We start from the raw sequence: 13141 nt of genomic DNA on the forward strand, positions 1-13141 counted from the left end.
CTCAGACCCCTTGCAGTACCTGTGTGCGGCGTGTCCAGGCCCGGCCCTCGGCCACCGCGATCACCAGCAGCGTGGGCAGCAGGGCGGCGGCCGAGCACGCGGCGATCTGGGCGGCCGAACCGTGCCACAGCTGGATCAGGGCGATCTCCAGGACGGCCCCGGCCCAGGGCACCAGTGTCATCCAGGAGCGGCGGGCGAGTGCGGCGTTCGTCAGGACGGTCACCACGGAGGTGACGCCGGCGACCCCGCTGAGCACCTGGACGAGCGTGGTCGCGCCGGAGTATCCGTCGCCGTAGAGCACGCTCAGCACCAGCGCCGGGACCACCGCGACGACCGCCGCGCCGAACAGCGCCGGACCGGCGACCGCGGCGCACGCGGTGAGCAGCGTGCGGGCCCGGCCGGGCTGGTCGTGCGCGGCGACCAGGCGCGGGAACACCGCCGCCATGATCGCCGCGGGCAGCGCCAGGACGGTCTTCGCGACGGTCGCGGCGGCGACGTACGCGCCGGATTCGGCCCCGGCCAGATGGTGCCGGGCGAGCAGCAGATCGACCGTGGAGAACAGGAACAGGCCGGTCACCGCGACCGCCGCGCCACCGACCGCGCCGAGCCGCAGCGTGGTCCCGGCGGCCGGTTCGCGGTCGCGGACCAGCACCCGGACGGCCGCGGCCAGCGCCGCGACCTCACTGATCAGGGTGGCGGCGAGCGCGCCGGTCACCCCGAAGGGCAGAGCAAGAGCAACACCCAGGATCAGTCGTACGGCCGTCGCGATCAGATACGTGCCGGCCACGGCGGTGATCCGCCGGGTGCCGAGGAGGAGCCCGCGGACGGTGGCGAGGAGCGCCGCGACCATCAGGTACGGGCCGAGTTGCGCCGTCCCGGCCAGCCCGTCGAGGTGGAACCAGTCGCTGAGCAGTGGCGAGCAGAGCAGGGTGAGCACACCGGCCGGCAGGCTCCACAGCGCCACTGCCCGTACGGTGCCGATCGTGGTGGCCCGCCCGGCCCCGTGGGTGGCCGCATGAGCCGACGCCGCGGTCTGCAGCGCGCCGAGCGGGATGCCGAGCATCACCATCGCGGCCAGCAGGGCGCCCAGCGCCCCGTAGGCGGACGGTTCGAGGAGCCGCCCCACCAGGGCGTGGAAGGCGAGGTTGCCGGCGCTCTGCACGGCCACCGCCACGGCGATCGGCCCGGCGGCCCGGAGGAGCGCGCCGCCGGCACGCCTGTGGTCGAACTGCACGTGATCCGTATCGGCCGTCCGCTCCGGAAGCTGCTGATTCTCCCGAACGTTGCTCGCGTCGGGGCGTACTGGGCGTACTTATAGTTATATGTCCGGGAAAATAATTTCAGGTTCCGTGGGCCGAGCCGAGGTGCTGGACACCGTGGCGGCCGCCCTCGACGACATCGGTGAGGACTGGGCCTGGCAGGGCGCCGCCGGGGCACCGGACCGGTGGGTGACCGATCACGGCCCCGCCGACCTGGATGTCTGGCACGCCGCGGCCAGCCGTTCCGACCCGGTCGCCGCCCTGGCCAAGGCGCACCCCTGCGCGGTCGTCGCCGACGCCTCGGATCCCCGGCGGCTGCGGCACACCAGCGTCGCGGTGCTCACCGGCGACGGGCTCGGCGTCGTCGACTTCACCCACGGTGACCTGCGGGTCGGTCCGGTTCTGCTGGTCCCGGCTGCGGAGGTCACCGTCGACCGGGCCAGTCACCGCCTGACCGGCGCGGCCGCCGTCGCCGATCTTCTGGTACGCCCGGTGCTGCGCGGCCGGATACCCGGCGAGGAGCGCCTGGCCGAAGCAGTCGAGGCCTGGGCGGCGGCCGAACCGGCCCAGCGATCCGCCCTGGCCCGGCGGCTCACCACGCAGCTCGGCGCGGCGGTCGCGTCGGACCTGATCGCCATCGCGGACGGCGCCCGCCCCGATCCCGGGCTGCCCCGCCGGGCCCGGCTCAGGCTGGCGGCCCGCAGTCTCACCCCGGGCACCATCGGGGCCACCTGGGCTCAGCGGCGCAGCGTTCTGCCGGCCGGCCCGGCCGCCGGACCCCTCGGCCTGCGGACCCGTGGGGTCGTGGTCGCTCTGGTGGGTACCGACGGCTCCGGCAAATCCACGGTCGCCGCCATGCTCGGTGATCGCCTGCGGGGCCGGGGTTTCGCCACGTCCGCCGCCTACTTCGGGATGGCCCGCGGCAACCTGCCGGGTGTGGCCCTGGCCCGCCGCCTGCTGGGGGTGGGCTCCACCGCGCCGGACACCAGGGCCGCCGATCCCCGGCCGGGCGGGCTCGACCACAGTCAGCTGCGCCGGGTCGCGGCCTGGTACTACGCCGGCGAGTACGGCTGGCGTTACCTGCGTGACGTCCTTCCGGCGCTGGTCCGGGGCCGGGTGGTGATCGCCGACCGCTGGGTCTACGACCTGCGTGAGTCGCCGTGGCCCGGGTCACCGGCGGCCCGGGTGGCCGAACTGCTGGTGCCCGCGCCGGACCTGCTGGTGCTCCCGGACGCGCCGATCGACGTCATCCACCGGCGCAAACCCGAGCGCAGCCGGGCCGAACAGCGGGAGCAGCAGGAACGCTTCCATGACCTGCTCGCCGAGCAGCCGGCGCGCCATGCCGAGATGCTGATCGACACGTCCAGCCCGGCGTCCGCCGACGACGTGATGACGCTGGTCGCGGCCGTGATCGAGGCGGCCCACGCGCCCAGGCGCCGCCGCTGAGACCGCCGGCCGTCGCTCACCGCGGGAATCCCGCCCGTTTTACCGTGCTCAGCGACGGCTGGCGGGCTCGGCCGTCGTTCAGGGCGCGAAAGGCGGCCGGATTGCCGTGCTCAGCGACGGCTGGCGGGCTCGGCCGTCGTTCAGGGCGCGAATGGCGGCCGGATTGCCGTGCTCAGCGACGGCTGGTGTCAGGGTTCGAAGCGGTAGCCGACGCCTCGCAGGGTTCGGATGTGGCGCGGGGCGGACGCCGACTCGCCCAGCTTGCGGCGCAGGTTGCCGACGTGCACGTCGATGATGTGGTCGTCACCGAAGAAGTTGTCGCCCCAGACGTGTTCGAGCAGCTGGGGACGGGTGAAGGTGCGGCGCGGCGCGGATGAGAGCAGGTCCAGCAGATCGAATTCGATCTTGGTCAGCTCGATCACCGTGCCGGCTCGGGCGACCTCCCGTACCTCCAGGTCGATGCGGAGCTCGCCGTATTCGCGGACGGCCTCGCGCCGGGCCTGGGCGGTCGCGCGCGGGCGCCGTCGCATCGCCTGGATGCGGGCGGCCAGCTCACGCGGGGAGAACGGCTTGGTGACGTAGTCGTCGGCGCCGACCGAGAGGCCGACCACCTTGTCCAGCTCGTCGGTGCGGCCGGTCACCATGATGATGTACGCGTCGGTGAACTGCCTGATCTGCCGGCAGACCTCGATGCCGTCGAAGTCGGGCAGGCCGAGGTCGAGGATGGCGATCTCGGGGCGCTGCTTCTGCGCCTGGGTCACGGCCTCCTGGCCGTCACCGGCGGGCACCACCTCGAAGCCCTCCTTCTCCAGCAGATGACGGCAGATCATCATGAACTCGGGGGAGTCCTCGACGACGAGCGCGCGTGGCATGGTCACGGCACCTCCGATGGCGATGGAACGACGGGCAGATCTCTCATCGGCTGCGGGACGGCGGATCCAAGGGATCAGGCGCGTTCGCGGGCCTGGTGCAGGAGCTCGACGAAGCCGTACGCGTCGATCTCGGCGGCGCTCTCCACGTCGAGGACGGCGACCCAGCGGCCGGAGGTGACCGCGGCGCCGGCCCGGACCGAGGTGTTCACGAACCGGGTCAGCGGCAGGCCGTTGACCTCGTCGGCGGCCAGGGCGGCGGCGTCCGCGACCCCCACCACCTCGAAGCTGATGCACTGCGCGTAGAGGGCCTCGGACAGCCGCTCGACGACGTTGCGGACGGCGGCCGGGGAGCCGTCGACCGGCAGGACCAGGGTGAGGTCGACCCCGGTCTGGCCGAGCCCCGGGACGACGGCCGGACCGGCCGTGGCAGAACGAGCAAAGGGGGCGGGCGGCGCCGGCGCCAGGAAGGTGGCGGCGGGCACGTTCGCGGGCGGGCGGAAGGGGGCGGCGGCGGTGGCCACCGGAGCCGGCGCGCGGAACGTGACAGTGGGGAGGACCGGGGCGGTGAGCTGCGAGTTCGTCATGCATTTGAGGATCCTGTGCGAACCTCAAGCGCGGCTCATCCCGATGTCAAGCGGTGGGCAAATCCGCCGGTGAGGGCCCGGTAGGCCGCGGCCGCCCGGTCGGTCGCCTGCTCCCAGCCCATGTGGTCGCGGGCCGAGTCGCGCCCGGCGGCGGCGTAGCGGTTCCAGGCCGCCTCGTCGGTGAGCAGGCTGATCAGGGCGCGGGCCAGCGCCGGCGGGTCGGCCGGCGGGACGGACAGGCCGTTCACCCCCGGCTCCAGCACGGAACGGACGCACGCGACGTCGGTGCCGACCACCGGCAGCCCGACCGCCATCGCCTCGACCAGCGCCATCGCCGGCGGCGAGGTGGTGTAGTCGAACTTGAACGGCCACGTCCCGACCTGCGCCGCCGCGAACTCGGCGAGCAGGTCCGGCACGGGTTCGGTGACCACGTCGATGGCGTCGCCGGCCGATCCGGCCCGGGCCAGGATGGCGGGCAGCTCGGGGCGAGGGATCAAAAGCAGCCTCAGCCGTACGCCGGGGACACGCTCCCGCACCGTCCGGAACGCGTCGAGCAACGTGTCCAGCCCGCGAACCGTCTCGGCCCGGCCGGCGAAGACGATCACCGGCGCCGCTCCGTCGAACCGGGCCCGGCGGTCGTCGTCGGGCGCGCCGCACGCGTACCGCACGATGTGTGGCCCGCCGGGGCGGCCGAGCCGTTCCTCGACCCGCGGATCGGGGGTGAGGACGGTGGTGATCCCGGCGCGGCGCAGCGCGGCGGCGGCCAGCGCCGGCGGCAGCACGGTGGTGACCGCGACCCGGGGCCGCAGCACGTTCGACGACCACATCTCGGCCGGGGTGCCACGCCGCCAGGCGCGGGGCCCGGGCAGGGTGGGCCAGGCGTAGACGGTGAGCAGTTTCGGGTACGGCCGCAGCGCCGGATGCAGCGCCAGCAGCGGCCCGAGCGCCCCGGCGTGCACGTGCACCAGGTCGGGGCGGATCCCGGCCAGGACACCGGCGAGCTCGGCCGCCCGGCCCAGCGGGAACGTCTCCAGCGCGCCGCCCAGCTCGTGGGTGCTCGCGAAGATCCGGCCGCCGTCGACGACGTGCGTGGTGATCAGGTGGTGCTCGGCCGGCACCCGCTGGACGGTCTCGGTGACGGTGCGCCCCATCGCCTCCCGCCCGGAGAACTCGGCGATGACATGCGCCACCCGGGTCACGCCGGCACCATCCGGCCGGCCGGCCGGACCCGGCGCAGCACGTGCCCGGCCGCCCCGAACCCGAACTCACTGATCTTCATGAACCACATGCCGGCGTAGAGCAGCGGATGGGTGCGCAGGTAACGGATGTTGCGCAGGTAGAGGGCGAACCGGTGCAGGATGTTGATCTGCCAGCGGAACGCCTCGGGGTGCTCCTGCGCGAAGACGTCGGCCGTTCCCACGTAACCCAGCTTCTTCTTGAGGGTCCGGGAGAGCCGCAGCCCGCCCTCGTTGTGGAAGAGGAAGCCGCGGGTGCGGCCGACGCGGCAGCCGGCCGCCCGGACCCGCAGGTCGAGATCCTTGTCCTCGGAGAAGACCATCCGTTCGTCGTGGCCGCCGAGCTTCTCGTAGACGTCGCGGCGCAGGCAGCGCAGCGATTCGATCTGCTCGACGCCGTCGTAGCACTTCTTCTCCAGCCATTTGCACCGCGCCCAGAACGTGGTGCCGAACGACTCCTCCGGGATGACCAGGGCGTCGTAGTCGCCGGCCAGCATCTCGGCGCACTCGCCGAGCAGGCCCGGCGTCACCGTCATGTCGGTGTCCAGGTGCAGCAGGATCTCGCCGGTGGCCTCGGCGGCGCCGCGCCGGCGGCCCTGGGCCATCGACCGATTCTCCTTGAGATAGCGCACGGCCAGCCCACGGGCCCGATGCTCGGCCACCACCTCGGGCGTCTCGTCGGACGACCGGACGTCGTCGTTGACGACGATCTCGAAGTCACGGAAGTCGGAGGCCTGGAAGGAGGCCAGGAACTCGCGGAGCAGCGCGGCGCTGTTGTAGGCCGGCACGATGACCGAGAGCGTCGGAGGACGGGTCATGACCCAGTATGGCCACATTTCACCCGTCCTGGTGGCCGGTATGACGACGGTGGGCCGGGGCTCCACGAGCCCCGGCCCACCGATGTGGTTCCTGCCCTAGCGGGTCAGGACCAGCGACAGCGCCCAGAAGGTCAGCGTCGTCGCCTGGATCGGGGTGAGAACCGGCTTGGCGCCGTTCGTCATCGCGGTCACCTTGGCGATGTAGGCCACGATGCGTCCCGCGTAGAGGTCGTTCTCCAGCTGCTGGAGAGTGGCCGCCGAAGCCGAGCCCGCGTACTTGCGGGTCAGCTCGACCAGCCACGCGACGTTCAGCTTGACGCTGTAGGTGATCTGCGTCGCGGCGGTGGCGTTGCCGGCCTTGTCGACCGCGCCCGAGCACTTCACGGTGTGCGTGCCGTTGTTCTCGGTGTGGCTGAGGACGGCCGCGGTGGCCACGCCGGACAGCGGGTCGGCGGTGGCGCAGGCGACGGCCGGGTTGGCGTCCGGGCCGTAGACCGCGCCGTTGACCGCCCCGGTGACGGAGACGATGGGCGCGGTGCGGTCCACCTTGACCGTCACCGACGCGCCGGCGGTGTTGTCCGCCTTGTCGACGGCGGTGCCGGTGACGACCTGGGTTCCGTCGGCGTTGACGGTGGTGGTGGCCGGGCAGGTGGCGATGCCGGAGCCGGCGTCGGTGCAGGTGTACTTCACCGACGGGGCCGCGCGGTACCAGCCGGCGGCGTTGGCCGTGCCGGTCAGGGTCGCGCTGATGGTGGGCACGGTCCGGTCGACGTTCATGGTGACCGTGGCGGTGGAGCTGTTGCCCGCCTTGTCGGTCGCCGTGCCGTTCACCACCTTGCCCAGACCCTCGGTGCCCACCGTGCTGGCGGCCGGGCAGGTGGCGATGCCGGAACCGGCGTCCACGCAGGTGAACTTGACGGTGGGAGCGGTCCGGTACCAGCCGGCCGCGTTGGCCGCCGCGTCGACCGAGGAGGTGATCGCCGGGGCGGTCTGGTCCAGGTTGACGGTGACCGAGGTGGTGGCGGTGTTGCCGGCCTTGTCGACGGCGGTGCCGGTGATCATCTGGCCGGCGATGTCGTCATTGACCTTGGTGTCGGCCGGGCAGATGTCGATGCCCGAGCCGGTGTCGGCGCAGGTGAACTTGACGGTGGGCGGGGTGCGGTGCCAGCCGGCCGGGTTGGCCGTGCCGGTCAGGGTCGCGGTGATCGTCGGGGCGGTCCGGTCGACGTTGACGGTGACCGAGGCGCGTGCGGTGTTGCCGGCCCGGTCCACGGCGGCGCCGTCCACGACCTGGCCCTCGCCGTCGGTGTCGACGGTGGTGTCGGCCGGGCAGGTGTCGATCGCGGAGCCGGTGTCGGTGCAGGTGAAGTGCACGGTGGGGGAGGTGCGGTACCAGCCGTTGTCGTTCGCGGTCTGGTCGACGGACGAGGTGATGACCGGTTCCGCCCGGTCCAGGTTGACGGTGACCGAGGTGGTGGCGGTGTTGCCGGCCTTGTCGACGGCGGCGCCGTTGACGACCTGGACGCCGTCGGTGTCGATGGTGGTGTCGGCCGGGCAGGTGTCGATGCCGGAGCCGGTGTCGGTGCAGACGAAATGGACCGTGGTGGTGGCGCGGTGCCAGCCGGAGCCGTTGGCGGCGCTGGACAACTCGGCGGTGATCTGCGGCGCGGTGCGGTCCACATTGAGGGTGACCGACCGGCTCGCGCTGTTGCCGGCCTTGTCGGTCGAGACGCCCTCGACGACCTGGCCCGCGCCGTCTTCGGTCACCGTCGTGTCGGACGGGCAGGAGGCCAGTCCGGAGGCGGTGTCGGCGCAGTTGAAGCGGACGGTGGGGGTTTCCCGGTACCAGCCGGCGTCGTTCGCGGCCTGGTTCACCGAGCTGCTGATCGCCGGGGCGGTCCCGTCGATGTCGAGGACCAGTGTCTTGGTGGTGGTGTTGCCGGCCCGGTCCAGGGCGATGCCGCTGACCTTCTGGCCGAGCCCTTCGACGCTGACCACGGTGTCGGCCGGGCAGGTGGCGATCCCGGAACCCGCGTCCGTGCAGGAGAAGTGCACCGTCGGGGGCGAGGTGTACCAGCCGGACTCGTTCGGGGCGCCGAGCACCGTGGCGGTGATCTCCGGCGCGGTCCGGTCGACGTTGACGGTCACCGTGGTGGTGGCGGTGTTGCCGGCGGCGTCCCGGGCGGTGCCGGTGAAGCGCTGGGCCGCGCCGTCGGCGCCGGCGACGATGGGAGCGGTGCAGTCGGCGACCGTCCCGCTGTCGTCGTCGCAGGCGAACTGGATCGTCACCGGGTTGCTGAACCAGTCGTCGACAGGCTGCTGGGACAGCGAAGCGGTGATCGTCGGGGGAGTCCGGTCCACGACCGGCTCCTCGGTGGGCTCGGTCGCCGGGACGGACGGTGTGACCGGGGTGGCCGGTGTCTCGGTGATCGTGGCCGGGACGGCGCTGGTGACCGCGTTGCTGCCACCGTTCTCGTTGTACGCCTTCAGCTCCACGACCCAGCGCTTGTCGGCGGCCAGGGCGAGAGTGCTGGACCGGGCCGACGCGTCGACCTTGACCAGCTTCGTCACCTTGTCGTTGCCGTAACCGACCTGGTAATACGTGGGCGCGGGGCCACCGGACGGCGCCTTCCACACCAGCTCGACCGTGCCCGGGGCGTCGGCGCGGCGTTCCGCGACCACGTTCGTCGGCTCGGCCGGGCGGAAACGGTCCACCAGCGACTTGGTGGTGACGCAGGCGCCGTACTCGTTGACGGTGGTCAGCGACAGCGTGTAGGCCCGCTCCGGGTCGGCGCCCGAATAGCGGAACGACATGTCGGTTCCGGTCTGGTCGGCCAGCACCACACCGTCGATCATCCGGGTGAAGACCGCGCGGTAGCCGGTCAGCGGGGTGTACCCGGTCCAGGCCGGGAGCTTCCAGGTGGCGGTGGCCGTGGCGCCGTCGTCGGCCCGGCCGGTGACCACACCCATGACGGCGCTCGGGGTCAGCGCGCGCAGCGAGTAGTAGCCGGTGTTCGCGATCGCGCCGGTCGAGTCGACCGCGCCGACCCGGATCTTGTACGCGGTACACGGGTTGGGCGCGTCGATCGTGTACTCGGTGGCCGTGGCCGGCAGGTCGAGCACGGTCTGGATGTCACCGGCGGTGATGTCGATCGCGTAGTGGTCGGCGTCGGGGACCGCCTTCCAGACCACCCGTAACTTGTGCACGTCGTCGGCTGTTCGGTTCACCGCCAGCGTCTTGGGCGCCGTGAGGGCGGCCTGGGCGCTCGACGGGAGGGCGACCGTGGAGGCCACCACCCCGAGCGCCCCAGCGCCCAACGCGACGAGTAGTCGCCTCAAGTCCATCAGGACCTCGTTCTTCTGTGGGGGATTCCGGGGGGATGCAGTGGCGGTGGAATCTCAGACCGGGGTGTGGTCGAGTTCGGGAGCCACCGTCGGCTGCGGATCGCCGGCCCTCCGTGCCGGCGGCAGGGTGAACCAGATGCGGGCGCCGCCACGGAACGCGGGATCGGCGCCGATGGCGCCACCCATCCGTTGCACGATGCGGCGGCAGATGGGCAGGCCGAGACCATTTCCCGGGTACGCCTCGGGATGCGCCCGGTGAAGCTCCTCGAAGATGGCCTCGTGCTGCCCGTCCTGAATTCCGATCCCCTGGTCGGTGATCTCGATCCGGACCATGTCGTCGATCGCCCGGGCCGAGACGTGCACCCGGGCCGCCTCGCCGGGCGGCACGTACTTGATGGCGTTGCCGATCAGGTTCTCCAGCAGCCGCCGCACCATGCCGTGGTCGCCGTTGACCGCGGGCAGGACGTCGTGGGTGATCGCGGGCGTCGGCCGGACCAGGCCGACCGCGTCCGCGGTCAGGTCGTCGACCAGCGCGGACAGGTCGATCGGGCCGAGGCGCAGCGGGCTGTCGGCGGTCGCCGAATAGGCCAGCACGTCGTCGATGAGCCGGCGCATCCGGTCGGCGCTGCGGTTGATCTCGGAGACGAACTCGTCGAACGCGGGCGGGCGGGGCAACCCGAAGTCGAGGTGCTCCAGCAACTGCGCGTAGCCGAGGATGCCGGCGAGCGGCGCCTTCAGGTCGTGGCTGACGTCGCGCGCGAAGGTCCGCAACTCCTCCACCGACCGGTTCAGCCCGCTCATCGTGGCCCGGAGCTCCGCGTTGCGGCCGCGCTCCAGCTCCAGCTCGGCGCGGAGACCGGCGATCTCGATGTTGACGGGTGCGGCGCTGTCGGACACCGTGGGCCTTTCCTGGGGTGAGTTCATCGGGCCATCACCGGCGCCGGGTCGTCGTCGGTCTGGATCTGGGAGAGGTTCGGTCCGTCGGCGTCACCGGGCGGCGCGGTCGCCGCCGGATGCAGATAGGGCGCCAGCGCGGCCCGCAGCTCGGGCAGCGTGATCGGCTTGCTGAGCCGCCCGTTCATCCCGGCCGCCAGGCATCGGTCCCGGTCCGCCGGTGCGGTCGCGGTCAGAGCGAGGATGGGGGTACGGCATCCGGCCGCCCGGATCAGCCGGGTCGCCTCCAGTCCATCGGTGCGCGGCATCTGCACGTCCATCAGCACCACGTCGTACTCCGGCCCGCCGAGCGCCGCCCGGGCCGCTGCCGCGCCGTCCACGACCGTGTCGCAGGTGACGCCCATCAGCTCGATCATGCGGCGGAAGACGGTCCGGTTGACCTCGTTGTCCTCGGCCAGCAGCACCCGGCCGCCGGACAGCGGAGCAACCGTCACCGGGGCGCCGCGGACGCCGGTGCGCTCCTGGTTCAGGGCGGCGACCAGCCGGCTGAGGATCAGCGGCGCGGTCAGCACCCCGGGCCGGCGGACCACCCCGGTCCGCGGGTCGGTGGTGCTGATCATCAGGCCCTGGCCCTCCGGGCCGACCGCGCGGCCGACGGTGTCCGCCCGGTGTGCCGCCTCCGGGTCGTGCGAGTCGTCGCACCAGACCACCGTGTCGACGTCCGCCATCGGCCGGATCACCTCGTCGAAAACCGCCGCCACCGGTTCGGCGCCGGCCCCGGCCAGCAGCCAGGACAGCGCCCGGGTGGACCGGGCGGTGGGCGCCACCACGGCGATCCGCCGGCGGGCCAGCGGCCGGGGCTCGGGCTCGCCGTCGGCCGGTGAGACCTGCAGCGGCAGCCGGATCCGGAACAGCGCGCCGGCGCCGGGCGACGACTCCACCTCGATGGTGCCGCCCATCCGGGCGACCAGCCGGGACGCCAGCGCCAGACCGAGCCCGGCGCCCTCGTGCCGCCGGGCGCTCGACGAGTCGGCCTGCGTGAACGGCTGGAAGATCCGGGCCCGCTGCGGTTCGGTGATGCCGGGGCCGGTGTCCGACACGGTCATCAGCCAGGTGCCGTCGCCGGGCGCCTCGGCCAGCACCACGACCTCGCCCTCGGTGGTGAACTTGACCGCGTTGCCGACCACCGCGTCGAGCACCTGCCGCAGCCGCCGCCCGTCACCCATGAGCACCGGCGGGAGATCCGGGGCCGGGGCGGTGAGCAGCAGGATGCCCTTGCTCCGGGACTCCCGCTGGAGCGGCTCGACCACACCCTCCAGCAGCGCCCGCACGGTCACCGGCTCGTCGGTCAGGCGCAGCCGGCCGGTCTCCAGCTTGCCCAGGTCGAGCAGGTTGTCGGTGAGCGTCTCCAGGGCACGGGCGGAGAAGTAGACGTTGTCCACGATCTCCCGGACGCCCTGCTCCAGCGACTGGGCCCGGAGCAGCTCGACCGCCGCCACCACGGTGGTCACCGGGGTGCGCGCCTCGTGGCTGAGCAGGGCCAGGAACTCGGCGCGGGTGTCCGGGCCGGGCTCCTCGGTGAGTTCGGTGATCAGGCACTGGCGTTCGCCGTCACCGGTCTGCACCGCGGCGACCTGGAGGACACGTTCGGCCGTCTCGTCGCACCGGCACCGCACCCGCGCGGGCGCGGCGGCCGGCGTCAGATGCCACACCGCCTCCAGCACGGCACGGTGCTCGCCGCACGGTCCGGCCGCGGCGCTGAGGAAGCCGCCCTCGGCCGGATAGAGCTCGCCGTCGCGGCCGGGCCCGGACCATCGCCCGTTGGCGACGAGCACACGACCGTCGAGGTCCAGGATCGCCGCGGGTGCGGGGATCGCCTCGACGAGGGTGCGCGCTGCATATCCCATGCCAGACCTTTCGCGTGGGAGCGACCCGGGCCGGGGAGCCCGGGCATTCATGCTCTGCCGCCCGGGGAGCGGCGGCGGGTGAGCTTCGGTTGCCGATCGGTTTCAGTCGCCCCGCCGCCGCGATCCGCGGGTCAGGCGGCGTGGCGGCTGCGGTAGCCGGCCGGGGCGACGGCGGCCGGGGCGGCGGCGTTGCGGCTGCGGCGGCGCAGCCAGAGGCCCAGCGGCAGGGCGGCGAGGGCGAGGGCGCCGAGGCCCCAGGGGAGCAGGTCGACCGGGCCACGCGCGGCCGCCCGGGGCGGGATCGCCGAGATCAGGATGCGCGAGGTGCCGGAGACCGAGCGGCCGGCCAGGACGATGCTGGCGCCGGACATCCCGGCGGTCAGCAGCGTCTGCGGGACGCTGACCTCGATCCGGCCGTTGTCGTCGCCGCGGGTCTGCTGGATCGGGTTGCTGCCGAGCCGGACCTCGACCAGGTCGCGGGCCCGGTAGCCGACCCCGCTGACGACCAGGCGGTTGCCGTCCTCGGCCCAGTTCAGCACCAGCCGGTCGCTGCTCGCCGCGGCGCCGGCCGGCTTCGCGTCGAGGACCAGCGCCATGCCGCACACCGCCAGGAAGATCATCAGGGCGGTGACGGTACGGCGAGCGGCGGCGCTGGTGTTCGTCATGGATAGGAGCTTGCTCGACCCGGACCGTCGGGGGAACGCCTGCGAGGCAACCTTGCCTGCGTCCTGACCTGCCCTTGAGCTTGTTCCGGCGGGCTTGAGACGGGCGCCCGCTCAGC

The 13141-nt window shown here is 73.0% G+C and carries 10 protein-coding genes; 1 reads left to right on the forward strand and 9 read right to left on the reverse strand.

Features of this window, described 5'->3' with window-relative positions; genetic code table 11:
- Position 1: 1 nt before the first annotated feature.
- Entirely contained in the window at positions 2-1234 is a 1233-nt protein-coding gene (locus AB0E94_RS17640; RefSeq protein WP_360327248.1) for a polysaccharide biosynthesis protein, read from the reverse strand.
- Positions 1235-1349: 115 nt separating this feature from the next.
- Here AB0E94_RS17640 and AB0E94_RS17645 point away from each other — a divergent pair, with 115 nt between their 5' ends.
- On the forward strand, positions 1350-2705 hold the full coding sequence (locus AB0E94_RS17645) for a thymidylate kinase (RefSeq protein ID WP_360327250.1): 1356 nt from the start codon (positions 1350-1352) through the stop codon (positions 2703-2705).
- A gap of 188 nt (positions 2706-2893) precedes the next feature.
- Here AB0E94_RS17645 and AB0E94_RS17650 read toward each other — a convergent pair whose 3' ends face one another.
- From AB0E94_RS17650 to AB0E94_RS17685, 8 genes are all read right to left on the reverse strand, one after another.
- Positions 2894-3577 (reverse strand): response regulator transcription factor, encoded by a 684-nt coding sequence (locus AB0E94_RS17650; protein WP_360327404.1) that lies wholly within the window; start codon positions 3575-3577, stop codon positions 2894-2896.
- Positions 3578-3651: 74 nt separating this feature from the next.
- Positions 3652-4161 carry a hypothetical protein gene (locus AB0E94_RS17655; protein WP_360327251.1) on the reverse strand — a complete coding sequence of 170 codons (510 nt, stop codon included), beginning with the start codon at positions 4159-4161 and terminating at the stop codon, positions 3652-3654.
- A gap of 35 nt (positions 4162-4196) precedes the next feature.
- The gene (locus AB0E94_RS17660) at positions 4197-5360 is read right to left on the reverse strand and encodes a glycosyltransferase family 4 protein (RefSeq protein WP_360327253.1); all 1164 of its coding nucleotides are present in this window, start codon (positions 5358-5360) and stop codon (positions 4197-4199) included.
- Positions 5357-6214 (reverse strand): glycosyltransferase, encoded by an 858-nt coding sequence (locus AB0E94_RS17665; protein ID WP_360327254.1) that lies wholly within the window; start codon positions 6212-6214, stop codon positions 5357-5359. Before AB0E94_RS17665 ends, AB0E94_RS17660 begins: the two co-directional genes overlap by 4 nt.
- Before the next feature lie 96 nt (positions 6215-6310).
- Positions 6311-9559 carry a Neogenin gene (locus AB0E94_RS17670; RefSeq protein ID WP_360327256.1) on the reverse strand — a complete coding sequence of 1083 codons (3249 nt, stop codon included), beginning with the start codon at positions 9557-9559 and terminating at the stop codon, positions 6311-6313.
- Between the two features lie 54 nt (positions 9560-9613).
- On the reverse strand, positions 9614-10483 hold the full coding sequence (locus tag AB0E94_RS17675; protein ID WP_360327258.1) for a HAMP domain-containing sensor histidine kinase: 870 nt from the start codon (positions 10481-10483) through the stop codon (positions 9614-9616).
- The gene (locus AB0E94_RS17680; RefSeq protein WP_360327260.1) at positions 10480-12360 is read right to left on the reverse strand and encodes an ATP-binding protein; all 1881 of its coding nucleotides are present in this window, start codon (positions 12358-12360) and stop codon (positions 10480-10482) included. The genes AB0E94_RS17675 and AB0E94_RS17680 overlap by 4 nt, the downstream gene beginning before the upstream one ends.
- A 131-nt stretch (positions 12361-12491) precedes the next feature.
- Positions 12492-13025 carry a hypothetical protein gene (locus tag AB0E94_RS17685; RefSeq protein WP_360327262.1) on the reverse strand — a complete coding sequence of 178 codons (534 nt, stop codon included), beginning with the start codon at positions 13023-13025 and terminating at the stop codon, positions 12492-12494.
- Positions 13026-13141 lie beyond the last annotated feature (116 nt).

It is taken from the genome of Actinoplanes sp. NPDC026670 (assembly GCF_040638175.1).
In the GTDB taxonomy this organism is placed as follows: Bacteria; Actinomycetota; Actinomycetes; order Mycobacteriales; family Micromonosporaceae; genus Actinoplanes.

Coding starts and splice junctions, on each gene's coding strand:
- AB0E94_RS17650 (WP_360327404.1), bottom strand. CDS start 3,577: ATGCCACGCGCGCTCGTCGTCGAGGACTCCCCCGAGTTCATGATGATC.
- AB0E94_RS17655 (WP_360327251.1), bottom strand. CDS start 4,161: ATGACGAACTCGCAGCTCACCGCCCCGGTCCTCCCCACTGTCACGTTC.
- AB0E94_RS17665 (WP_360327254.1), bottom strand. CDS start 6,214: ATGACCCGTCCTCCGACGCTCTCGGTCATCGTGCCGGCCTACAACAGC.
- AB0E94_RS17670 (WP_360327256.1), bottom strand. CDS start 9,559: ATGGACTTGAGGCGACTACTCGTCGCGTTGGGCGCTGGGGCGCTCGGG.
- AB0E94_RS17675 (WP_360327258.1), bottom strand. CDS start 10,483: ATGAACTCACCCCAGGAAAGGCCCACGGTGTCCGACAGCGCCGCACCC.
- AB0E94_RS17680 (WP_360327260.1), bottom strand. CDS start 12,360: ATGGGATATGCAGCGCGCACCCTCGTCGAGGCGATCCCCGCACCCGCG.
- AB0E94_RS17685 (WP_360327262.1), bottom strand. CDS start 13,025: ATGACGAACACCAGCGCCGCCGCTCGCCGTACCGTCACCGCCCTGATG.